23 protein-coding genes are annotated in these 21,839 nt (G+C 37.5%); 11 read left to right on the top strand and 12 right to left on the bottom strand.

The genetic code is table 11. The features are described from left to right. Window positions 1–122 precede the first annotated feature (122 nt). Window positions 123–1,550 carry a DUF4270 family protein gene (locus tag DHW03_RS08840; RefSeq protein WP_109925384.1) on the bottom strand — a complete coding sequence of 476 codons (1,428 nt, stop codon included), beginning with the start codon at window positions 1,548–1,550 and terminating at the stop codon, window positions 123–125. 21 nt (window positions 1,551–1,571) lie between these two features. Then, the gene (locus tag DHW03_RS08835; RefSeq protein WP_240618502.1) at window positions 1,572–2,396 is read right to left on the bottom strand and encodes a glycogen/starch synthase; all 825 of its coding nucleotides are present in this window, start codon (window positions 2,394–2,396) and stop codon (window positions 1,572–1,574) included. A gap of 150 nt (window positions 2,397–2,546) precedes the next feature. On the opposite strand from DHW03_RS08835, the gene panC reads away from it, so the two are divergent. From panC to DHW03_RS08815, 4 genes are all read left to right on the top strand, one after another. Continuing rightward, window positions 2,547–3,386, top strand: coding sequence for a pantoate--beta-alanine ligase (gene panC, locus DHW03_RS08830; protein WP_109925997.1), 840 nt, complete (start codon window positions 2,547–2,549; stop codon window positions 3,384–3,386). 134 nt (window positions 3,387–3,520) lie between these two features. Then, the gene (panD, locus tag DHW03_RS08825) at window positions 3,521–3,871 is read left to right on the top strand and encodes an aspartate 1-decarboxylase (protein WP_109925382.1); all 351 of its coding nucleotides are present in this window, start codon (window positions 3,521–3,523) and stop codon (window positions 3,869–3,871) included. Between the two features lie 4 nt (window positions 3,872–3,875). Then, on the top strand, window positions 3,876–4,856 hold the full coding sequence (locus tag DHW03_RS08820) for a lysylphosphatidylglycerol synthase transmembrane domain-containing protein (protein ID WP_133248514.1): 981 nt from the start codon (window positions 3,876–3,878) through the stop codon (window positions 4,854–4,856). A 179-nt stretch (window positions 4,857–5,035) separates the two neighbouring features. After that, window positions 5,036–6,175 carry an acyl-CoA dehydrogenase gene (locus DHW03_RS08815; RefSeq protein ID WP_109925380.1) on the top strand — a complete coding sequence of 380 codons (1,140 nt, stop codon included), beginning with the start codon at window positions 5,036–5,038 and terminating at the stop codon, window positions 6,173–6,175. Between the two features lie 65 nt (window positions 6,176–6,240). Here the strand turns inward: DHW03_RS08815 and DHW03_RS08810 are convergent, their stop codons facing one another. Next, window positions 6,241–6,585, bottom strand: a complete 345-nt coding sequence (locus DHW03_RS08810; RefSeq protein WP_109925379.1) for a phage holin family protein — start codon at window positions 6,583–6,585, stop codon at window positions 6,241–6,243. Window positions 6,586–6,603: 18 nt separating this feature from the next. Here DHW03_RS08810 and DHW03_RS08805 point away from each other — a divergent pair, with 18 nt between their 5' ends. The 4 genes from DHW03_RS08805 to infB all read left to right on the top strand — a co-directional run bounded on the left by DHW03_RS08805 (window position 6,604) and on the right by infB (window position 12,069). Continuing rightward, the gene (locus tag DHW03_RS08805; protein ID WP_109925378.1) at window positions 6,604–7,035 is read left to right on the top strand and encodes a hypothetical protein; all 432 of its coding nucleotides are present in this window, start codon (window positions 6,604–6,606) and stop codon (window positions 7,033–7,035) included. A gap of 121 nt (window positions 7,036–7,156) precedes the next feature. Next, window positions 7,157–7,621 (top strand): ribosome assembly cofactor RimP, encoded by a 465-nt coding sequence (gene rimP / locus DHW03_RS08800; protein WP_109925377.1) that lies wholly within the window; start codon window positions 7,157–7,159, stop codon window positions 7,619–7,621. 64 nt (window positions 7,622–7,685) lie between these two features. Next, complete coding sequence (gene nusA, locus DHW03_RS08795; RefSeq protein ID WP_109925376.1) at window positions 7,686–8,930, top strand: transcription termination factor NusA; 1,245 nt, start codon at window positions 7,686–7,688, stop codon at window positions 8,928–8,930. A 61-nt stretch (window positions 8,931–8,991) separates the two neighbouring features. Continuing rightward, window positions 8,992–12,069, top strand: a complete 3,078-nt coding sequence (infB, locus tag DHW03_RS08790; RefSeq protein ID WP_109925375.1) for a translation initiation factor IF-2 — start codon at window positions 8,992–8,994, stop codon at window positions 12,067–12,069. Window positions 12,070–12,380: 311 nt separating this feature from the next. On the opposite strand, the gene frr is transcribed toward infB, so the two are convergent. From frr to rplM, 7 genes are all read right to left on the bottom strand, one after another. After that, the gene (gene frr, locus DHW03_RS08785; protein ID WP_109925374.1) at window positions 12,381–12,944 is read right to left on the bottom strand and encodes a ribosome recycling factor; all 564 of its coding nucleotides are present in this window, start codon (window positions 12,942–12,944) and stop codon (window positions 12,381–12,383) included. Window positions 12,945–12,984: 40 nt separating this feature from the next. Further along, a complete protein-coding gene (gene pyrH, locus DHW03_RS08780; RefSeq protein WP_109925373.1) occupies window positions 12,985–13,689 on the bottom strand; it encodes a UMP kinase in 705 nt (234 codons plus the stop codon). Window positions 13,690–13,753: 64 nt separating this feature from the next. Beyond that, window positions 13,754–14,851: an N-acetylglucosamine-6-phosphate deacetylase gene (gene nagA, locus DHW03_RS08775; RefSeq protein ID WP_109925372.1), complete on the bottom strand. Its 1,098-nt coding sequence runs from the start codon at window positions 14,849–14,851 to the stop codon at window positions 13,754–13,756. 126 nt (window positions 14,852–14,977) lie between these two features. Continuing rightward, a complete protein-coding gene (tsf, locus tag DHW03_RS08770) occupies window positions 14,978–15,823 on the bottom strand; it encodes a translation elongation factor Ts (RefSeq protein WP_109925371.1) in 846 nt (281 codons plus the stop codon). Window positions 15,824–15,952: 129 nt separating this feature from the next. Beyond that, window positions 15,953–16,813, bottom strand: coding sequence for a 30S ribosomal protein S2 (gene rpsB / locus DHW03_RS08765; RefSeq protein WP_109925370.1), 861 nt, complete (start codon window positions 16,811–16,813; stop codon window positions 15,953–15,955). 18 nt (window positions 16,814–16,831) lie between these two features. Then, window positions 16,832–17,218 (bottom strand): 30S ribosomal protein S9, encoded by a 387-nt coding sequence (rpsI, locus tag DHW03_RS08760; RefSeq protein ID WP_025145383.1) that lies wholly within the window; start codon window positions 17,216–17,218, stop codon window positions 16,832–16,834. Window positions 17,219–17,221: 3 nt separating this feature from the next. After that, on the bottom strand, window positions 17,222–17,665 hold the full coding sequence (gene rplM, locus DHW03_RS08755) for a 50S ribosomal protein L13 (RefSeq protein ID WP_109925369.1): 444 nt from the start codon (window positions 17,663–17,665) through the stop codon (window positions 17,222–17,224). 501 nt (window positions 17,666–18,166) lie between these two features. Between rplM and DHW03_RS19425 the strand changes: the two genes are divergently transcribed. Together DHW03_RS19425 and DHW03_RS08745 are read left to right on the top strand one after the other, a co-directional pair. Next, a complete protein-coding gene (locus DHW03_RS19425; RefSeq protein WP_205940984.1) occupies window positions 18,167–18,325 on the top strand; it encodes a DUF4160 domain-containing protein in 159 nt (52 codons plus the stop codon). 145 nt (window positions 18,326–18,470) lie between these two features. Beyond that, complete coding sequence (locus DHW03_RS08745) at window positions 18,471–18,713, top strand: DUF2442 domain-containing protein (protein WP_109925368.1); 243 nt, start codon at window positions 18,471–18,473, stop codon at window positions 18,711–18,713. Window positions 18,714–18,889: 176 nt separating this feature from the next. Here DHW03_RS08745 and DHW03_RS08740 read toward each other — a convergent pair whose 3' ends face one another. Both DHW03_RS08740 and pnuC read right to left on the bottom strand, forming a co-directional pair. Then, window positions 18,890–19,870, bottom strand: coding sequence for an AAA family ATPase (locus tag DHW03_RS08740; RefSeq protein WP_109925367.1), 981 nt, complete (start codon window positions 19,868–19,870; stop codon window positions 18,890–18,892). Further along, a complete protein-coding gene (pnuC, locus tag DHW03_RS08735; protein ID WP_240618501.1) occupies window positions 19,867–20,478 on the bottom strand; it encodes a nicotinamide riboside transporter PnuC in 612 nt (203 codons plus the stop codon). The genes DHW03_RS08740 and pnuC overlap by 4 nt, the downstream gene beginning before the upstream one ends. Window positions 20,479–20,679: 201 nt before the next feature. Here pnuC and DHW03_RS08730 point away from each other — a divergent pair, with 201 nt between their 5' ends. Beyond that, window positions 20,680–21,759 carry a mechanosensitive ion channel family protein gene (locus DHW03_RS08730; protein WP_109925365.1) on the top strand — a complete coding sequence of 360 codons (1,080 nt, stop codon included), beginning with the start codon at window positions 20,680–20,682 and terminating at the stop codon, window positions 21,757–21,759. Window positions 21,760–21,839 lie beyond the last annotated feature (80 nt).

Here is a 21,839-nt window from a genome sequence, read left to right as displayed (position 1 = left end):
AAACAACGTTTGCTTAATATAGCAATCCCGAATAAAGCGATTTTTTTATATCGGGCCTAAACAAAAAATTCACCTTGTGTAGAACAAAAGGTGAATTTATAATGAGTTTTTTTTGGAATGCTTTAATTTATCTTGCTGTAATAAATATTAAGTTTAACCTTATTGGTTGTGTTCACTCCAGTTCCAATAACTGCCCGATCTGCTGAAGTTGCTGTTGGTGCAATTTGAAACACATCTAAAGCTGTTGGGCCGATAAAGGTTCCATAATCCGTTAATTTCTTATCAATCAAATCTTGTACGTAACTGGTTACGATGAAAATGTATCTGTTTTTTAACGAGTCATAATATCCGCCGAAAATGCCGTCAGATAAACCCCTTCTATCTCCACCCGTATTCGTAAGAGGATCATGGTCTGGGACGTTGACAGGTTGTTCGGCAATATCCCAACGGTATAAAGAAAGTCTTTGAGCAGGGCCGAAAGGGTAGGCATAGGTTCCTGCGCTTAAATCAACAACCAATTCCGCTTTATTGATAATTGATTTTCCATAAGTGGTGGTGAAGTTGGCGAGATTTGGGAACGAAATTTTTGTTCTAACCCCAACTAAACCTTGGGTATATGTAACCGTGTAAGGCGTTGGGTTAGCAGTAGTTGGCGGATTATCCAATTGCGTTTTAATCGCGGTTCCTGTATAATCGTGTTTAATGTTTGCAGTAATTGCACCAGAACTGGTATTAATTGGCCATTTTACATCAACAGTATCAGTACCGTTTGAAGAATTTGTGTTTTTATACACCAACTGTAAATAAGATTTTGCATTAGAAAAATCGATAAAGGCAATACCACCCGTACCTGTTGAAGAGGTTTTATTAATCTCTGCATACAATCCCTTAAAGTAATCTATAAATTTCACGTTGGTTGTTGTTCCCGTTGTGGGCAAGCTTAGTAGTGTGCTTTGTATAAAAGCCTTATTTAATGGAATTCTGATTTCTGCTCTTACAGTTTTTAAGGTATCCGTTTTACCTTTAAGAATGTGAGAGATTTTGATCGGTGTGTTCGGATAAATTTTGCTTCTAAAATTTCCTAAAAGCGTGCTATTGTGCGCTTGCACATCAGAGCTTTTGTAAGTGGTAATTTTATTAGTAAGCTGATACACATCAATGCTGTAGATCGAATTGGTGGTATCGCCATAAAATTTAATTTTCGGACTCAACAAGTTGGTATCTATTCTTAAAACCAAAATAGCAGAATCTAAGCTTGGCGATGTTCCAAAATCGTAACTCAATGATGGTGGCACAACGGTCATGGCAACACTTGCTTCTGTTTTACCAAAAACTGGATCAACCATGTAACCTAAAGGATGACGCGTTAATCCAACTGTATTCACTGCGTTATCCAAAACCGTTTGAGATCTAACCTCACTATTTACCAAAGTTCCTTGTATGGCCTGACTTGGATCTACGTCTAAACCAATACTATCTGGGTTTTTACAAGATGCAAAAAGAAAAAGACCTATCAACAGGGTTAATAAGTCTTGTTTTGTAAATTTCATATTTAAAATAATAATACCTAATTAAGCAACTGAAACCAATTCATCACTTGAAATTTCTTCGTAAAAAGTATAGAAGTTTTCAAAATTTTCGGTTAAGTTAAAAGCTAAAGTTGGCTTATTGGAATCTTTAACAAATTTTAACACATCTTCGCTAAGCTTTTCATCCGCTAAAACAACTGCGTCTGAATGGGTTATCGCACCAATGTGCATGCTGTTACAATCTGAAGGTTGGAAAGCCTCCGTGTCTGCTTCAGTCATGTTTGCCATTACCGCTTTCTTAGAAAAGTTTGCGTTTAATTGCTCAGTAAAGCAATCTTCATAAATAGAATACACTACTTTAGAATTTTTGAAAGTCGGATCGTTTTTATAAGTGGTTTTGATATAAGCAGGAACCAAAGCACTCATCCAACCATGACAGTGAACGATATCTGGAGCCCATCCTAATTTTTTAACCGTTTCTAATGCACCTTTACAGAAAAAGATGGTACGCTCGTCGTTGTCATCAAAGAATTTTCCGCTAGCATCTCTAAAAACTTGTTTACGTTGGAAATATTCTTCGTTATCCAAGAAATAAACTTGCATGCGTGCAGCTGGGATGGATGCTACTTTAATAATTAAAGGATTATCGTTGTCATCGATAATGATATTCATTCCAGACAAGCGGATTACTTCGTGTAAACGATTTCTTCTCTCGTTGATGTTACCAAATTTAGGCATCAAAATACGGATTTCGAATCCTTTATCTTGCATGGCTTGTGGTAATTGACGTGTGATTTCAGAAATTTTAGTAAGCTCGAGGAAAGGCGACATCTCGTGGGTAACAATCAGCAGCTTCGTTTTTGCCATCTCCATATTTTAAGAAAATATTTAAGTTAAATAAAAGATAATGAGCTGCAAAGATACTAATAATAATACTATTTATCAATATCGCAAGCATTTGTTTGGTTTCGTTTAGATTAATTTACACCTTTACGGCTTTAATTTAAATTGTCCGAATTGGAAATATTTAAAACGAAAGCAACCCTTAAAGCTTTCTTAGAACCTTTAAAAGCCTCAGGGCTCAAAATTGCACTTGTGCCTACAATGGGCGCATTGCATAATGGTCATATTTCTTTAATTAAGCTGGCACAGCAAAATGCCGATATCATCATCTGTAGCATTTTTGTAAACCCAACCCAGTTTACCGATCCTAAAGACCTCGAAAAATATCCGCGACCAATCGAACATGATTTATCCATGCTTCAACAAGCAGGTTGTAATGGTGTTTTTATGCCAGATGTTAAAGAAATGTATCCCGAAAAAGAAGATTGGCACATCGATTTAGGCAAAGCCGAATTTTTATTGGAAGGCGAGTTTCGTAAAGGACACTATCAGGGCGTCACCCAAATTGTACACAAACTTTTTGATGCCGTTAAGCCGGATGTAGCTATGTTTGGGCAAAAAGATTTTCAGCAGGTGCTGATGATTAAAAATATGTTGAAGCACTTTGATCTGCCAATCACCATCATAACTTGCCCAATCATCCGTGAGGATGACGGATTGGCCATGAGCAGCAGAAACATTCACTTATCTGGAGAAGATAGACGGCATGCACTGGTACTCAATCAATCACTTAAATTTGTAATCGATCATTTTGATCAGTACTCTATTCCCGAGCTGGAAGAGAAAGGCAAATCATTTTACGAGAACATTCCAGGTGTAGAGCTAGATTACTTCACCATTGCAAACGGAGAAAGCTTAGAGCCTGCGAAATCAAAAACAGAAAACAACTTAGTTGCGCTGGTAGCGGCAAAGGTTGGCTCAACTCGGTTAATCGATAATATGATTATAAAATAGCATTCGGGTTTTCGTCCTAACAAATGATAGCCTTCTGATCAATGTAAAGTATTAGTGGGTTTATGGTTTTATACGACACAATGTTTACACTTCAAGCCTTTTACCTTCAATCTTTTTATTACTAACTTTGCCAAATGATTATCACTATATTAAAATCGAAAATACACCGTGTTAAGGTAACACAAGCCGAACTTAACTATGTAGGCAGTATTACGATTGATGAAGATTTAATGGACGCAGCCAACATCATTGCCAATGAAAAGGTGCAGATTGTTAATAACAACAACGGAGCACGCTTCGAAACCTACGTAATTAAAGGCGAGAGGGGTACCGGAACCATCTGTTTGAATGGAGCAACGGCAAGGCTAGCCCAACTTGGCGATATATTAATTATCATGTCTTACGGAGCTTTGCCAATAGATGAAGCCAAAAAATACAATCCAATATTGGTGTTTCCTGATGACAATAACCACTTGTTAAAATAGCATTTTGACGTTCGACCTTAAAACGGCCCTTAAGTATATCATCCTACTACTCATCGGGATGGGGGTTTTGTACTTAGCTTTTAAAGGTCAGGATTTAGAAAGAATTTGGATTGAGATTAAATCCGCCAACCTTTTTTGGGTTATTTTTTCTGCGCTAATGGTTTGGATGGCTCACGTATTAAGGGCCTTACGTTGGCAGATGCTGTACAAATCCATTCAATATAAAGTCAGTTTTTGGAATGCCTACCATGCGGTTATGATTGGCTATCTTGCAAACTTAGCGTTACCACGTTTTGGCGAAATCGGGCGATGCTCAGTTGTTCATAAAACGGAGCAAGTTCCAATGTTTGCTTCCATTGGTACCGTAATTACCGAAAGGCTTTTTGATGTTCTCGTTCTTCTCCTAACCGGATTAGTCTTATTGATAGTTCAATACGATATGGTTTCCGATTTCCTCTATAACACCATTTTTCTGAGCATAGTCCATAAATTGCAATCGCTTAATTATTTTTGGATTATTGGCATTATGGTGCTTTTGGGGTTGCTAATTGCCGGATCCATTTATTTTCTCCGCTCGAAATTCAGCAATAAATTTCTTAGGATTTTTGTGAGTTTGCGGCAGGGATTTGGCTCTTATAGAAAACTCCAAAACAAACCACTTTTTCTATTCTACACACTCGCCATTTGGGTATTTTACTTTTTGCCCATGTACTTTTCGTTCTACGCGATAGAGTCAACATCTTCGTTAGGTTTAGATGCTGCTTTTACCGCAATGGTGTTCTCTGGCTTTGCGATGGTTGCGCCCGTTCAGGGCGGGATTGGTGTTTTTCATTGGATGGTTGCCCAATCGTTGGTGCTGCATGGCTTGGCATTTAATGATGGATTGGCCTATGCAACCATCATACACTCCTCACAAGTTTTACTCATCCTTATTTTGGGTAGCCTAAGTTTATTTTTTGTACTTGCGAAAAAAGGCACCAAGTAGATTAATACCCATTCCCAATCTTACTCGCAAGGTATCGCTTTAATTTTCTCCCTTTGTTATAATTAACTGCAAAATGCACGGCAAATCTCAAATCAAGATAAAATAATTTACTATGCAGCCATAGTAAATTCAATCAGAAATGCTACATTTGATTAACTAACCTTTTATACATAAATGTTATGCGTTTTGAATTAAGTGAAGAACAAATAATGATTCAACAGGCTGCTCGCGATTTTGCACAGCAAGAATTAAAGCCTGGCGTAATCGAAAGAGACGAACATCAAAAATTTCCGGCAGAGCAAGTAAAAAAGCTTGGAGAACTTGGCTTTTTAGGCATGATGGTCGATCCAAAATACAATGGCAGCGGCTTAGATGCCATATCCTATGTGCTGGTAATGGAGGAACTTTCCAAAATCGACGCCTCTGCATCTGTAGTGGTTTCTGTAAATAACTCTTTGGTTTGCTATGGTTTAGAGCAGTACGGTACCGAAGCTCAAAAAGAAAAATACTTGAAGCCGCTGGCATCAGGCGAAAAGATCGGGGCGTTCTGCCTTTCTGAACCTGAAGCTGGATCGGATGCAACCTCTCAGCGTACTACCGCAGAAGATAAGGGCGATTACTATTTGCTAAATGGAACTAAAAATTGGATCACCAATGGCAGTACAGCCTCTACCTATTTAGTGATTGCGCAAACCCATCCAGAATTAAGGCACAAAGGTATAAACGCTTTTATTGTAGAAAAAGGTGCTGAGGGCTTTACCATCGGTCCGAAAGAAAATAAATTGGGGATTAGAGGCTCAGATACACATTCTTTAATGTTTAATGATGTTAAAGTGCCCAAAGAAAACAGAATTGGTGAGGATGGGTTTGGTTTTAAGTTTGCAATGAAAACGCTCGAAGGTGGGCGCATTGGCATTGCGGCACAGGCCCTGGGTATTGCACAAGGTGCTTTCGAACTGGCAACCCAATATGCAAAAGAACGCAAATCATTCGGAAAGCCAATAGTAGAACATCAAGCTATCGCTTTTAAGTTAGCGGATATGGCCACTCAAATTGAGGCCGCACGATTATTGGTATATAAAGCTGCCTGGTTGAAAGATCAAGGTTTACCTTATACGCAGGCCGGGTCAATGGCTAAACTTTTCGCTTCAAAAGTAGCTATGGATGTAACGATAGAAGCCGTACAAGTGCATGGAGGGTATGGTTTTGTGAAAGAGTTTCACGTAGAACGTTTAATGCGAGATGCAAAGATTACCCAAATTTATGAGGGTACATCAGAAATTCAAAAAATGGTCATTTCCAGAGAGGTGATCAGATAAGGTAAGGTTTCAAATTCAGTTTACAGTTAGCCATTCTAATCGCTAACTGTAAACTGTAATCCAAATTATTCCTTCTCACCAGCAATAGCGCCAAAAATTGCTTTAATTAAGGCCACAACTATAGCTAAAAATGCGGCAGCTAAAAACCCAGATGTATTAAAGGAAGTCATCATGCTATCCACCAACAGAATCATCAATACGGTAATGATGAAAGAAACCAATCCTAAGGTTAAGAAATTTACAGGAAAGGTTAACAATCTTAAAATGAAGCCGATGGTTGAGTTTGCCAATGCAATTAAAATGGCGGCAATAATAGCGCTGCCAAAACCAGCAACCTCTACACCCGGAACTAACTTAGCGCCAATAAAAAAGGCTAATCCCATCAATAGGATTTCGATAATAAATCTCATAATTGTTTAGTTTTGTAAATGATTAAATGTGTTATTAAATATTTGTTTATCGTTGTTGCAGCAATATTTTTATTTTCTTGCTCAAATACAAACAGTAAGCCACTCATAAAGTTTTCGGGAGATAGTAGTTCAATAATAATTAAAAATATTGATGAGGCCAGTTTACTACAGGTTAAAAATGCCTTCAAAGAAAACCCAGATTCTTTAAATTTAGTTTCAGTGCTGCTCACGCCTAACGATCAGGATAGTTTACAGATAGAAAAACCGATAAAAGGTGCTTTTAACGTAAGCGGCGATTCGGTAATATTTAAGCCAGCAGCGCCATTTGTGAGGGGTAAAAGTTATTTAATTGAGAGCTTTATAGGTGTAAATTATGCCGATGCCAGAAAACTGCTGACAAATGGCATAAAACACAACTTACAGCCACAACAACAAATACTTACACGCTGATTTCCATCATAATAATTGAGATAGCTATTGGATTTTCTATAAAAATTTACTACATTTGCATCGTAATCGAAGAAAAGAGAAGGGGACAATGTCCCCTTTTTCTATGAAATCAGGTTAAAATATGCAGGTAGAAAAGAGAGTCGCAGCCCTTGTAGAGGAAAAAATTGCAGATAGACCAGAGCTTTTTTTGGTCGAAGTGAAAATGTTGCCAAACAACAAACTGATTATTCATGTTGATGGAGACGAAGGCATAAGCATTCAGGATTGTGTGGCAATTAGTAGGCATGTTGGTTTTCATTTAGAAGAAGAAAATGCCATTGAGCAAGCATACAATTTAGAAGTTTCTTCTCCAGGTGTAGGTGAGCCTCTAAAACTGATTCGTCAATACAATAAAAACATTGGTCGTACCATTAGCATTAAACTAGCAGGCGGACAGAAAAAAGAAGGCAAGCTTTTACAAGTTGAGGATAACAAACTGTTAATTGAAGAGGCTGTTAAGGAAAAAGGAAAAAAAGCGACTACGATACAAACTGAAGTAGCGTTTAATGATATATTAGAAACAAGTGTGTTAATAAGTTTTAAGTAATTTGATTAAGGCGTGAAACGGGATCATCTCGTTAACCTAATAATCTATTTAATCATGGTAAAAAATGAGTACTACAACAATTAATTTAATTGACTCTTTCCAGGAGTTTAAAGATTTCAAAAATATAGATCGCCCAACGGTGATTAGCGTGTTGGAAGAAGTTTTTCGTAGCATGTTGCGTAAAAAATACGGAACAGACGAAAACTGTGATGTGATTGTGAATCCAGATAACGGGGATTTGGAGATTTGGAGAACAAGAAAGGTAATGGAAGACGGATTCTCTGAGGATGATGATCTAGAAATCGAACTTGCTGAAGTGTCTAAATTAGACAGCACTCTCGAAGTTGGTGATGATTATATTGAACAAATTACCTTAGAAAGTTTCGGTCGGAGAGCAATTTTAGCAGCCCGTCAAACATTAGTTTCTAAAGTATTAGAATTAGAGAAAGACGAAATTTTCAAAAAATATAAAGATAGGGTAGGCGAAGTTGTAACAGGCGAAGTTTATCAGGTTTGGAAAAAAGAAACTTTGGTTTTAGATGATGAAGGCAATGAGCTTTTAATGCCTAAAACAGAGCAAATTCCAGCAGATTATTTCAAAAAAGGTGATTCTGTACGTGCAGTAATCTCTAAAGTGGAAATGATTAATGCAAATCCAAAAATTATTATTTCAAGAACAGCACCAGAGTTTTTACAACGTTTGTTTGAGCAAGAAGTTCCTGAAATTTTTGATGGATTAATTACCATTAAAAAAATCGTTCGTGAACCAGGAGAACGTGCTAAAGTAGCTGTAGAATCATACGATGATCGTATCGATCCAGTAGGAGCATGTGTGGGTATGAAAGGATCTCGTATTCATGGCATCGTTCGCGAATTGAAAAACGAAAATATTGATGTGATTAACTTCACAAATAACATTTCATTATATATCACACGTGCCTTAAGTCCGGCAAAAATCACCTCTATTAAGTTAGATGATGAAACTAAACATGCATCGGTTTATCTAAAACCAGACCAAGTTTCGTTGGCCATCGGACGTGGCGGACACAACATTAAATTGGCCGGCAAATTAACCGGTTATGAAATTGATGTGTATCGCGAAGCAGGTGAAGAAACAGATGAAGATGTGGATCTAGAAGAATTCTCAGATGAGATTGATAGCTGGATTATTGATGAATTAAAGGCTATCGGTTGCGATACTGCGAAGAGTGTTTTAGCACTTACAGTAGAAGATTTAGTAAAACGCACCGACCTTGAAGAGGAAACCATTAAAGAAGTGGTTCAAATTTTGAAGTCAGAATTTGAATAGTGGTGTAATTGCCAAATAAACACTACTTTTGTATTAAATAAAAAACAATAACAGGAGCTAAATGTCAGACGACAAACCAATCATTTTAATTAAAGCTATTAAAGAACTTAATATAGGCATGGGTACGGCCGTTGAGTTTTTAAACAAAAAGGGATTCTCTGCCGAGAAGAGCCCTATGTTTAAACTTACGGGAGACATGTATAATGCCTTATTAAAAGAGTATCAGGGAGATAAGATCGTAAGAGAAGAAGCCAAACAAATAGTGATTGGTAAAATACGTCGTGACGAGCCTGAAATTGAAAAGCCAGTAGAAGCGCCGAAGAAGAATGCCGATTTTGAGAAAGAAGAGATTTTAATTAAAAATGCTCAATCATTCGCACCTCCGGTAGAGAAACCAAAGGTTGTTGAGGCACCAAAAGTAGAAACTCCAGCTCCGGCGGCAGCAGAGCCAGTTAAAGAAACTAAAACAGAAGACAAAGCTGAAGATAGCGGAAGACCAGGTGTTAAAATTGTAGGAAAAATCGACTTAAATGATTTGAACTCAAAAACACGTCCTGTTAAAAAGGAAGAAGCACCCGCGGCGCCACAAACAGCACCTCCAGTTGCAAAGGTTGAGGCTCCTGCTAAACCAGCAGTTGAGCAACCAAAAGTTGAAGAGAAACCAGTAGAAGCAAAAAAAGAGGAAACTCCAGTTGCTCCAAAAGTTGAAGCTCCGGCTGTAAAAGCTGAAGAACCTGCTAAACCAGTTGTTGAACAACCGAAAGCTGAAGAAAAACCAGCAGAAGTTAAACCAACGCCTCCGGTTAGCAATGAACCAGAAGTAATTAAAGCTCGTACCGTTAAACTTACGGGACCAAATATCATCGGTAAAATTGTTTTACCTACAACACCAGATAGAAGAAACGGTCCTGTAGCATCATCTAGCGATAGCGAAGCTGCAAAACGTAAGCGTAAACGCAAAAAAACTCCTGGTGCGCCAGGCCAGCCAGGTCAAAATGGTGGCCAAGGTCAGCAAGGGCAAAACCCAGCTGGGCAGGGTACAGGTACACCAGGGCAACCACGTACACCTTACCAAGGTAACAGACCTGCAAGCGGCACACCATACCAAGGTAATAGGCCTGCTGGCGGTGGTGGAACTCCTTACCAAGGCAATAGAAATAACAACAATAACAGACCAGGTTTCCAAAATAGAAATGCTACACCAAGCGGACCAAAAGAAGAACCTACTGAAAAGGAAATTCAAGATCAGATTAAAGCAACACTTGCTCGTTTAAGTGGAGCAGGTAAGTCTGGTAAATTTGCTCAACGTGCGAAATTACGTCGTCAGAAACGTGATGATGTAGCAACTTCAGCAGAAGAAGCAGCAAATGAACTTGAATCGCAATCAAAAATATTAAAAGTAACAGAGTTTGTTACGGCTAACGAATTGGCGAGCATGATGGATGTACCAGTTACCAAAATTATTGGTACTTGTATGAGCCTTGGTATGTTCGTTTCAATTAACCAGCGTTTAGATGCTGAGACTTTAACCATTGTAGCAGATGAGTTTGGTTACGAAATACAATTCGTTAAACCAGATGAAGATGAAGAAAATGTAATTGAAGAAGAAGATAATGATGCGGATTTGATCGAAAGAGCCCCGGTGGTAACCATCATGGGTCACGTCGATCATGGTAAAACTTCATTGCTGGATTATATTCGTAAAGCAAATGTGGTTGCTGGCGAGGCTGGTGGTATTACACAGCACATTGGTGCTTATATGGTAACTACACCAACTGGCAAAAGAGTAACTTTCTTAGATACACCTGGTCACGAAGCCTTTACAGCAATGCGTGCTCGTGGTGCTAAAGCTGCGGATATTGCAATTATTGTAATTGCTGCGGATGATGCGGTGATGCCTCAAACAAAAGAGGCCATTAACCATGCACAAGCTGCGGGCGTACCATTGGTATTCGCTTTCACGAAAGTGGATAAGCCAGGCGCAAACGCAGATAAAGTACGTGAGCAGTTATCGGTAATGAATATTTTGGTTGAAGATTGGGGTGGTAAATATCAATCACAAGAAATCTCAAGCAAAAGCGGCTTAAACGTAGATTTACTATTAGATAAAGTTTTGTTAGAGGCAGAATTACTCGAACTGAAAGCAAATCCTAATAAGAGAGCTACAGGTACGGTAATTGAGTCGGCATTAGATAAAGGCCGTGGTATTGTAACAACTGTATTGGTTCAAGCTGGTACTTTAAGAGTTGGAGATCCAATCTTAGCAGGTAGTTATAGCGGTCGTGTTAAAGCACTAACCAACGAACGTGGTGCCAAGGTAGAGTCTGCTGGGCCATCGCAACCTGTACAGGTATTGGGTATGCAAGGCGCACCTACTGCCGGTGATCGTTTCAATGCATTAGAAAGTGAAACTGAAGCACGTGATATTGCAAACAAACGTATGCAATTACAACGTGAGCAAGGTTTGCGTACGCAGAAACACATTACACTTGATGAGATTGGCCGTCGTTTGGCAATTGGTAACTTTAAAGAGCTTAACATCATTGTTAAAGGTGATGTGGATGGTTCTATCGAAGCCCTAGCCGATTCATTATTGAAACTTTCGACAGAGCAAATTCAAATCAACATCATTAGTAAAGGTGTTGGTCAGATTTCAGAATCTGATGTATTGTTAGCTTCGGCTTCTGATGCGATTATTATTGGTTTCCAAGTTCGTCCATCAACTGGTGCACGTAAATTGGCAGAGCAAGAGCAAATCGATATCCGTTTATATTCTATCATTTACGATGCAATCAACGAGATTAAATCGGCAATGGAAGGCATGTTGGATCCAGAATTTGAAGAAAAAATTGTGGCTAACGTAGAAATTCGCGAGACTTTCAAAATCACTAAAGTGGGTACTATTGCAGGTTGTATGGTATTGGATGGTAAAATTACACGTAGCAGCAAAATTAGAATCGTTAGAGATGGTGTTGTGGTTTACACAGGTGAATTGGCATCGTTAAAACGCTTTAAAGATGATGTGAAAGAAGTTAATAAAGGTTACGAATGTGGTTTAAACATTCAAAACTTTAACAACATCGAAGTTGGCGATATCGTTGAAGCTTACGAACAAGTAGAAGTAGCTAGAAAGCTTTAATCTTTCTAAATCATAAGTGAAAGGGTCTCAATCAAATGAGACCCATTTTTGTTTGTAAAACCGCCTTGCTTCGTGTCTTCGCGAAGCAATTAAATATCCCCCAATAATGTACATGGAGACACGTACCATGGTATCTTGGCTTCCTCTATACTTTTATGAGTTTATTTTCTTAGGTCCTTGAAAATTGAATTAACTTCCCCTGCTAGGATTTACCTTAATTAATGAGGCAGAATTCTTTTTGTATAAAAAATATTTTGGCATAAAAAAAGGGAACAGTTTATGCTATTCCCTCATTTTTATAAATTATTTTGTTAAACGGTCATCACGTCTTTTTCTTTAGCTTCTGCGTGCTTGTCCACTTTAATGATGTACGCATCTGTTAATTTTTGAACTTCCGCTTCACCAGTTTTTATTTCATCATCAGAAACGCCTTCACCCTTTAATTTTTGGATTTTGGTGTTTGCGTCCTTACGAATATTACGAACCGTTACTCTGCCGCGTTCAGCTTCTTCCTTTACTTTTCTAACCAAATCCTTCCTGCGCTCCTCTGTTAATGGAGGTACAACTAAACGGATTACAATACCATCATTTTGCGGGTTGATGCCGATGTTAGCCACTTGAATTGCTTTTTCGATGGGTACCAATAATGATTTTTCCCAAGGCTGAATCACTATTGTCCTGGCATCAGGTGTATTGATACTTGAAACTTGAGATAAAGCGGTAGATGCGCCATAATAATCTACAAATATGCCATCTAACATTCCTGCTGATGCTTTACCAGCTCTAATTTTGGTTAATTCAGATTCACAATGATCGATAGCTTTCTCCATAGAAGATTGAGCATCCATTAATTGTAATTGTATGAGGTCATTCATAATTGTGTGTATTTCTACAAAAATAATAATTTTTTTATGGTTATTTAACCAGGGTTCCGATAGGCTCGCCATTGGCGATCTTCATGAAGTTGCCGTGTTTATTCATATCAAACACAATAATGGGAACTTGGTTTTCTTCGCAAAGAGTGAAGGCGGTCATGTCCATTACGTTTAGGCCTTTGGCATAAACTTCTTTGAAAGATATTTCTTCGTATTTTGTTGCTGAAGGGTCTTTTTCAGGATCTGCGGTATAGATTCCATCTACACGTGTTCCTTTCAATACAGCATCAGCTTTGATTTCGATTGCTCTGAGTGCTGCGGCAGAATCGGTTGTGAAATATGGATTTCCGGTTCCGGCTCCAAAAATAACAACCCTGCCTTTTTCCAAATGGCGAACGGCTCTTCTGCGGATGAATGGTTCACATATCTGCTCCATTTTAATTGCCGTAAGCAATCGTGTTTTAATGCCAACTTTCTCTAGCGCATCTTGTAGGGCCATTGAATTTATAACGGTGGCTAACATACCCATATAATCGGCTTGCGCTCTATCCATCCCACTTTTTTCGGCACTTAAACCTCTAAAAATATTTCCACCACCAATAACGATTGCAATCTCTAGGCCTTTATCGTGAACAGCCTTTATATCGATTGCATATTGTCTAACCCGTTCATTATCAATACCGTATTGTTTGTCGCCCATCAGCGATTCGCCACTAAGCTTTAATAGGATGCGTTTGTACTTCATGACCTCAAAAATATTAACAATTTTTTACTTACGAGCTATTGATTTCAATAATTGATGTAAATATTTAGTTTGAAATTGTATTGCCCTTAAACATTACATCGGTTAGATTAAGCTTTTCATCCAATACCAATAGGTTAGCCTCCATACCCACCGCAATCTGTCCTAGGGATTTATCTGCACCAATTAATTTTGCAGGGTACTCAGTTGCCATTTTTATGGCGTCTAGGGCATCGATATCGCAATGCTCAATACAATTCTTAACGGACTTCAACATCGTTAAAGAGGAGCCTGATAACGTTCCATCTGGCATGACATATTTGTCGCCAACCTTTCGGTGTTGATACGGTCCCGTAGCGCACTCGGTAACTGCATCCGTTATTAAAAACAACCTCTCCTTCAATAACTTTTGGCTAAACCGAACCACCTCAAAACTTACATGCTGATTGTCGACAATGATACTGGCCATGGCTTTATCGTGATTGAAAACCGCTGTAGGGATTCCGGGTTCTCGATGATGAATTGGACTCATCGCATTGAAAAGGTGTGTGGTGGTTTGAATGCCTTTGTTGTAGGCAGCAGTTGCTTCATCAAACGTAGCGTTGCTATGGCCCAAGGATACCACTACATTATGATCTAGAAGATATTGAATTACATCATCATCCTGAATTTCTGGGGCAATCGTCATCATTTTGATTGCACCATCACCAAAATCCAAAAGGGCTTTGATTTCATCCAGTGTGGCTTTACGCACAAACTCCGGAACGTGTGCTCCCAAACGTTTCGGATTTAGAAATGGGCCTTCCAGGTGTAGGCCTAAACAGTTTTTAGCTGATGGTAGATGTGCTTTAACTGTTTTGATACATTCATTAAATACTTGTTCAGTGTTTGTAGCCAAACAAATAAGAAAACCTGTGGTCCCTTTTTGTAAAAGGTCATCTTCAATAATGGCTAAAGATGCTAGCGATGGTTCTGCTGAAAACAATTTGCCTCCTGCACCGTAAATTTGCAGATCAATAAATCCCGGAACGATAAGGTTTTTAGAATCTTGTTTCGAGCTAACAGAGGGTTTAATTGAAGAAATTATTCCATTTTCAATTTCAATATCCAGATTTTCCGTTAAGACATTGTTTTGATAGCTATTTACATTCTCCAATATGGGCATATTTTTAGGTATTTGTTTAGGCTAAATTACAACTGTATCGAAGAAAATAAAATTTTTAATTCGGGGCAAAATCTTGGGCAAAAAAAAATCCCGACTTTCATCGGGATTTGAATATAAATTTAATGCTTATGCACCTAATTGTACACGTTTAAATGCAGTTACCGTTAAACCTTTAGAAGTGTTATCTAAAAATTTACGAACATCTACCGAACTGTCTTTAACAAACTCTTGGTTTAATAAAGTACTGTCTTTATAGAATTTATTTAATTTACCCGCAGCGATTTTCTCAACCATTTCTTCTGGTTTACCTTCAGCGCGGATTACATCTTTGGCAATTTCAATTTCACGTTGAATTGTAGCAGGATCAACACCTTCTTTATCAACAGCAACCGGGTTCATTGCAGCAATTTGCATTGCAACATCTTTACCAGCTTCAGTAATATCTGCGCCATTAACGCCTTCAAATACCACCAAAACGCCCATTTTGCCATTAGAGTGGATGTAAGAAACGATTTTTTCACCAGAAATATTCGAGTAATCTTGGATAACGATTTTTTCTCCGATTTTACCAGTTAGTTCAGTTATTGTTTCAGCAACTGTACGTCCATCTTCCAAAGTAATTGCTGATAATTCTTCAGCAGTAGCAGGATTGTGTGCAACAGCAGCAGCTAAAACAGCCTGAGCCAGGTTACGGAAATCTTCAACTTTAGAAACTGGTTCAGTTTCGCAAGCTAAAGCAACTAATTTGCCATTAGTGCCATCCGCAGAAATAGCGATTGATACTAAACCTTCAGAAGTAGCATTGCCAGAACGAGCGGCAGATACTTTTTGACCTTTTTTGCGCAATAAATCAACAGCAGCTTCGAAATCGCCATTAGCTTCTACTAAAGCTTTTTTGCAATCCATCATACCAGCGCCAGTTTGTTGGCGTAATTTATTTACATCTGCGGCAGTAATTTGTACTGTAGACATTTTATTTCCTTTTTTAAATTTTACAATCTGTTTATAACAATTACAGGTTACAAGTTACAAGCGCCAAGTTAAACTCATGTTAAGCCAACTTAAAACCTGAAACCAGTAACCTGCAATTAAAAAATATTACTATTCTTCTGTTTTAGTTTCTTCTGATGAAGGAGCTTCAACTTCTGCTTCAGCAGTTACCTTTTTAGTAGTTGGTCTTTTTTCACCAGCTGCTCTAGGTTCTTTAACTTCAGGAGCATCAGCTGCAACTTTCGCTGCTACTGCTTCTTTTTCTGCTTCATCATCTTTCTCGCGTTTGCGCTCATCTAAACCTTCTTCAATTGCTTTGATAATTACATCAGTAATTAAAGAGATTGATTTTGTAGCATCATCATTCGCTGGAATAGGGAAATCGATGTTAGAAGGATCAGAGTTTGTATCAACCATCGCAAAAGTTGGGATGTTTAATTTTAACGCTTCAGTTACTGCAATATGTTCTTTCTTAACATCAATTAAGAATAATGCTGCAGGCAAACGGTTTAAATCAGCAATACCACCTAAAAGTGATTCTAATTTAATACGCTCACGTTGAATCATCAAACGCTCTTTTTTAGATAAAATCGCATAAGTACCGTCTTTAGTCATTTTATCGATGTTAGACATCTTTTTGATTGACTTACGTACTGTAGCAAAGTTAGTTAACATACCACCTAACCAACGCTCGGTTACGAAAGGCATGTTTACTTTTTTAGCTTGCTCAGCTACGATTCCTTTAGCTTGTTTTTTTGTTGAAACAAATAATACTTTACGTCCTGATTTTACGATTTGTTTAATCGCAGCCGCAGCTTCTTCAGTTTTAGTTAAAGTTTTATTTAAATCTATAATGTGAATTCCATTACGCTCCATGAAAATGTAAGGAGCCATTTTTGGATTCCATTTACGGGTAAGGTGACCGAAGTGTACACCTGCATCCAATAAGTCTTGATAAGTTGTTCTTGCCATTGTCTTTGCCTCCTGTGATTAACGTTTACTGAATTGGAATTTCTTACGAGCTTTAGCACGTCCTGGTTTTTTACGCTCAACCATACGGTTATCACGAGTCATTAAACCTTTAGCACGTAATGCTGGTTTTTTCTCCGCATCTAGTTCTACAATCGCTTTAGCAATAGCTAAACGAACAGCTTCTGCTTGTCCTTTTACTCCACCACCTTGTACGTTTACTGTAATATCGTAACGGCCAGTAAGTTCAGAAACCTCTAAACTTTGGTTTACGATATATTGCAAAGGTAAAGTTGGGAAATATACTTTGTGATCTTTACCGTTAACGGTAATTGCGCCAGCACCATCTTTTAAGTAGATGCGTGCAACAGCTGTTTTTCTTCTTCCTGAAGTGTTAGTAACTGACATTTCTTAAAGTTTAATGGTTTTTGGAGATTGAGCCGAATGCGGATGAGATTCACCTGCATACACAAAAAGATTAGTGTATAATTTTTTGCCCAATTTAGTTTTCGGTAACATACCACGTACCGCTTTCTCTATTACACGTTGAGGGTGTTTCGCCATTAACTCTTTTGGAGAGATAAAACGTTGACCACCTGGATAACCAGTATAAGAAACATATTGCTTTTCGCTGAATTTGTTTCCTGTCAATTTAACCTTGTCTGCATTGATAACAATAACATTATCTCCGCAGTCTACGTGTGGGGTGTACTCAGGCTTGTTTTTACCACGGATGATCATAGCGATCTTCGATGACAAGCGCCCCAAAATCTCGCCTTGCGCATCAACAACAACCCACTGTTTGTTAACAGTTTTCGCATTGGCCGAGACAGTTTTGTAACTTAACGTATTCACTTGCTTGTATTTAATTTATTAAACAATTATTTATTCCCATTAAATTTGGGACTGCAAAGATAGATGAAATACTTTTATTATCAAACAGTTGAAGAGAAAAAAATTTCGATTATTGGAGTTTACGATTTGTTTTAATTGAGCGCTTGAAGTTGAGTTTCTTATTCAAGATAGGTAAAGCAAAGACAGTACTGCATTTGTAGGCTCCGGTCGGGCTTTGCGCTAAATCTTTTTTGTGAGCGCTAATGCCGGCTTTAACGGACGATTAACAAAAAAGGATACCGCTGCAATCCCGTTTAGCTGGCAAGGGTTGTGTAAGATATAAGGGTTGTGAGATGTTTAGCCGTAAAAGGGTTTATTTAATTTAAAGATTAAACATACTGAAATAGCTTGGCTATTAATGTAATATCGCTTGATATTCCTTTTGTTTTGATTTCTCTTAAGCAAAATCATTTTTACTTTTTTATCGATAATTAATAATAAGGTTTTGATCATATTTGTTTAATGCCAAAACTATACGAATATTTGGGTCTCATAATCCTTTTTTATTCTAACGAGCATGAGCCAATTCATGTGCATGGAAAATATCAAGGTATGGAGAGTAAGGCGGAAATTATATTCGTTAATGGTACTTTTAAAGAGATTATCATTTCTGAAGTATAAGGTAAAAGACCTTTAGATTCAAAAATTTAAAGAATTTTCAAGTTTTTGTCGAGGCATTCAGAGAAGATATCGTTATCAAGTGGATTGATTATTTTGTTTATAATAAGCCAGTGCACACAGAGGTAATAACAAAAAAAATATAGCAATGGTTATAGAGATTATTAAAGCGGAATATCTAAAAGATTATAAAATTGCTTTCGAATTTTCTGACGGCTTAAATCAGGTAATTGATTTTGAACATTTCTTAAAATCATCAAATAATCCCATGTCTAGAAAATATCTAGATTTGGCGAATTTTAAAGATTTTAATCTCGAATTTGGTGATATCGAATGGAATGATTTTGAAATGTGTTTTCCGATTTGGGATTTATATAATGGCAAAATATAGATAATGTGGCCGTATCAAACTTCATTCTGATTCAACGTGAGTTTGGGTTAAGCCCTACGGTAGAAAGGAGAAAGCAAATTAATATCCATTAAGATACTGAAATAAATTCAGCATGACGGACAACTCTTAAAAGATGGCTGTAGAAGGTAGTTCTGAATTTCGTTCAGGGTGTTTTGTTATCCCGAACTCACATTATTCAGTATCGAATCAACAATAGCGATTATCTTGGCTTCCCGTTCTTCGTAATTTCCACTTATTATAATGTAATTTATACCACGTGTATCCAATTCAGTTTTAAAGCGGTTAAACATTTCTAAACGTTTATCGCCAAAATCCCTCAAATGGTCTGCAACCCATTCTACATCAATATCCAACAACAAATATAAATCGTAAGTAATTTCACTTTCCAACTCATCTAAAATGCGAGGTACTTGGTTAAGATAATGTGCTGAATAAATTTTTGTGGTAATTAGATCAGTATCACAAAAAAGAATCTTGTTTGCTATTTTGGTTTTCTCTTTTACCCGTTCCGTTTGTGCGTATCCGATTTTGATGATATCTTCAACGGTGATATCATTGGAGCTGATCAATTCCCGGGCCACCTCTGGCACGAATTCGGTATGGTAATGCAAAGCCATTTTTTCTGCAAGCGTAGATTTTCCTGTACTTTCTGGGCCGTACAAACAAATTTTCTTTACGTAGTGCTGTCTAACTTCCTTAGGGATGAAATCCCAGTATTTAAAGGGGCTTGTTCTCACAAGGGTTGCTGAAATTGGAGTTAGCGTTCTGGCCTGGTCGAATAATACGTGTTCTGCCTGGAGGCTGATTGCAAATGATTCGCCATAATCCTCAGAGCTAAACAGAACATGAATCTCTGGATACACTTCACTCATTTTATTAGCCCAAATGCGAGTGCGCTCCTGCAAAACAAGCCTATCATCGTCAAAGTCATCAACTATAATGGCAGGCTTAATTTTAGGATGGTTTTTGAAAATTTCATTAATCCATTCAAATCGCATTTCAGGATTTACCGGATCTTGAGGGGTATAGCTCATCGATACGATTAGTTCATCACACTGAGCAGCAGCAAAGTTAATCAATGAGATGTGCCCGTTATGAATGGGCATAAATTTTCCAATTACTAAACCCCTTCTCATGCTACTTTTGAATATCCTCTATATTCTTTAATCCAATTCCATAAGGCAAAGCCGGCAATTATAGTAAAGATGAAGTATTCAATCCCGAAAAACTTGGCGCCTTTTAAAAAATATAAATAGGTAGCAACAACATCAATAAGTAGCCAAATTATCCAACATTCTATTCTTTTTTGGATCATTAAAAAAGTAGTAATTACACTCATAACCAAAATGAACGAATCTATAAAAGGGTAGGCACTGGGTATGCTAAACAGCAATGGCAACCAAGTGTGGAGCTTACTTGCCAACGTTCCGATTAAAAATGTGCCCAGTATTCCAACCACTAATAAAATTATAAAGTGTTTGCGTGGCATAAAGCTGATTCTCAATTCCTTTTTTTTATCCTGTTCTTCTGGTTTCGGATTCGCCCATCTGTACCAACCCATAATGTTGGTTGCAAAAAAGAAAACCATTAAAAACATGTCTGGATAGAGTTGAATTTGGTAATAAAAAAAGGCCGATAAAAAGACGTTAACGATACCAACCGGCCAACTCCAAATACTTGCTTTTGCTGATAAAATGACTGAAATGATTCCTGTAATTACAGCGAAAAATTCCAAATAACTCATTTTGTAATCCAATATTGTAAAAAAAATACTCTGGCTATTGAAAAAATCCATTCTGTTTAGTTGTGTGCTTTTTTAATTGAAAAATCTAATGTATTAAAATATTAGTTGATTGGAAAATTACGCAAACAAACAAAATGTAAAATGTTGTTGTTTAGTTATTGCTTGGGTAAATCGCCCATGTAATTAACCAACAAATTTTTTATGCAGTATCTCGACCATTTTTTCGGTTACCCAATTCCTTTGTTTGTTAAGAATGTAATTATTGGAATTATTGCCGTACTAGTGGGGATGCTGGCTAAGTTTCTCATTCATAAGCTTTTTCTATTGCTTTCTAAGTGGTGGGATTCAATCGTCATTAAATCTACTATAAAACATTTAAGGCATCCTGTTGGAGTGTTTATTCCACTCTTGTTTTTAAACTTTTCTTTATCCTTAATGAAAATGGATGTGGTTTATCGCATACCCATAACAAAGACATTGGAGGTAGCCTTAACTGCCACATTTGCACTGATTCTTATTCGTATTATTGATGTACTTGAAGACTACTTTTTCTTAAAATATGATTTAAATAAAGAAAATAATTTAAAGGAACGAAAGATTAGAACCCAACTGCAATTTGTTCGAAAATTTGTGGTTTCCCTAATTATTTTAATTACAGCGGCCATAATTTTATTGAGCTTCGAAAGCATGCGTAAAATTGGTGCGGGACTGCTTACCGGGGTGGGTATTGGTGGAATCATTATTGGTTTTGCCGCTCAGAAATCGTTAGGGAATTTGTTGGCGGGTTTTCAAATTGCTTTTACACAGCCCATACGCATTGATGATGTTTTGATTGTTGAAGGGGAGTGGGGCAGAGTAGAAGAGATTACTTTAACTTATGTGGTGGTAAGTATCTGGGATCAACGTAGATTAATTTTACCCATTACTTATTTTATTGAAAAACCATTTCAAAACTGGACACGAGTGTCGGCAGATTTGCTTGGGACGGTTTTTCTTTATATGGATTACACCATTCCAATCGAACCTTTACGTCAAGAATTGACTCGGCTTTTAAACGATAGTCCGCTTTGGGATAAACGTGTGAATGTTGTTCAAGTTACGGATACCAATAAAGATGGTTCCATTGAAATTCGATTTTTAATGAGTGCTTCTAATTCGTCTAGAGCTTTTGATTTAAGGTGTATGGTTAGGGAGGCTATGATCACATTTATCCAAACGAACTTCCCAGAAAGCCTGCCAAAAACAAGGTTGGAGTATAAAGATAAGTTTACCAATATGTAAGGTTGTATCAGTTATCAAAAAGAATTTTAGTGAAAAGATTCCATTTTGAGCAGCCTGAAATATAAAAAAAGGCAGTTTTC

It is taken from the genome of Pedobacter yonginensis (genome assembly GCF_003173595.1).
Taxonomy (GTDB): Bacteria; Bacteroidota; Bacteroidia; order Sphingobacteriales; family Sphingobacteriaceae; genus Pedobacter; species Pedobacter yonginense.
Note: the sequence above shows the minus strand (reverse complement) of the source record. Positions and strands in the feature narration are given on the sequence as shown.

Bases quoted from the DNA above. Each gene is read 5' to 3' on its own strand.
- nagA (WP_109925372.1), bottom strand. From the start codon at position 14,851: ATGCCCATATTGGAGAATGTAAATAGCTATCAAAACAATGTCTTAACG.
- DHW03_RS08840 (WP_109925384.1), bottom strand. From the start codon at position 1,550: ATGAAATTTACAAAACAAGACTTATTAACCCTGTTGATAGGTCTTTTT.
- DHW03_RS19425 (WP_205940984.1), top strand. From the start codon at position 18,167: ATGCCAAAACTATACGAATATTTGGGTCTCATAATCCTTTTTTATTCT.
- pnuC (WP_240618501.1), bottom strand. From the start codon at position 20,478: ATGAGTTATTTGGAATTTTTCGCTGTAATTACAGGAATCATTTCAGTC.
- DHW03_RS08730 (WP_109925365.1), top strand. From the start codon at position 20,680: ATGCAGTATCTCGACCATTTTTTCGGTTACCCAATTCCTTTGTTTGTT.
- DHW03_RS08810 (WP_109925379.1), bottom strand. From the start codon at position 6,585: ATGAGATTTATTATCGAAATCCTATTGATGGGATTAGCCTTTTTTATT.
- rimP (WP_109925377.1), top strand. From the start codon at position 7,157: ATGCAGGTAGAAAAGAGAGTCGCAGCCCTTGTAGAGGAAAAAATTGCA.
- rpsB (WP_109925370.1), bottom strand. From the start codon at position 16,813: ATGGCAAGAACAACTTATCAAGACTTATTGGATGCAGGTGTACACTTC.
- rpsI (WP_025145383.1), bottom strand. From the start codon at position 17,218: ATGTCAGTTACTAACACTTCAGGAAGAAGAAAAACAGCTGTTGCACGC.
- panD (WP_109925382.1), top strand. From the start codon at position 3,521: ATGATTATCACTATATTAAAATCGAAAATACACCGTGTTAAGGTAACA.
- DHW03_RS08835 (WP_240618502.1), bottom strand. From the start codon at position 2,396: ATGGCAAAAACGAAGCTGCTGATTGTTACCCACGAGATGTCGCCTTTC.
- nusA (WP_109925376.1), top strand. From the start codon at position 7,686: ATGAGTACTACAACAATTAATTTAATTGACTCTTTCCAGGAGTTTAAA.
- DHW03_RS08745 (WP_109925368.1), top strand. From the start codon at position 18,471: ATGGTTATAGAGATTATTAAAGCGGAATATCTAAAAGATTATAAAATT.
- pyrH (WP_109925373.1), bottom strand. From the start codon at position 13,689: ATGAAGTACAAACGCATCCTATTAAAGCTTAGTGGCGAATCGCTGATG.
- DHW03_RS08740 (WP_109925367.1), bottom strand. From the start codon at position 19,870: ATGAGAAGGGGTTTAGTAATTGGAAAATTTATGCCCATTCATAACGGG.
- DHW03_RS08805 (WP_109925378.1), top strand. From the start codon at position 6,604: ATGATTAAATGTGTTATTAAATATTTGTTTATCGTTGTTGCAGCAATA.
- infB (WP_109925375.1), top strand. From the start codon at position 8,992: ATGTCAGACGACAAACCAATCATTTTAATTAAAGCTATTAAAGAACTT.
- DHW03_RS08815 (WP_109925380.1), top strand. From the start codon at position 5,036: ATGCGTTTTGAATTAAGTGAAGAACAAATAATGATTCAACAGGCTGCT.
- frr (WP_109925374.1), bottom strand. From the start codon at position 12,944: ATGAATGACCTCATACAATTACAATTAATGGATGCTCAATCTTCTATG.
- tsf (WP_109925371.1), bottom strand. From the start codon at position 15,823: ATGTCTACAGTACAAATTACTGCCGCAGATGTAAATAAATTACGCCAA.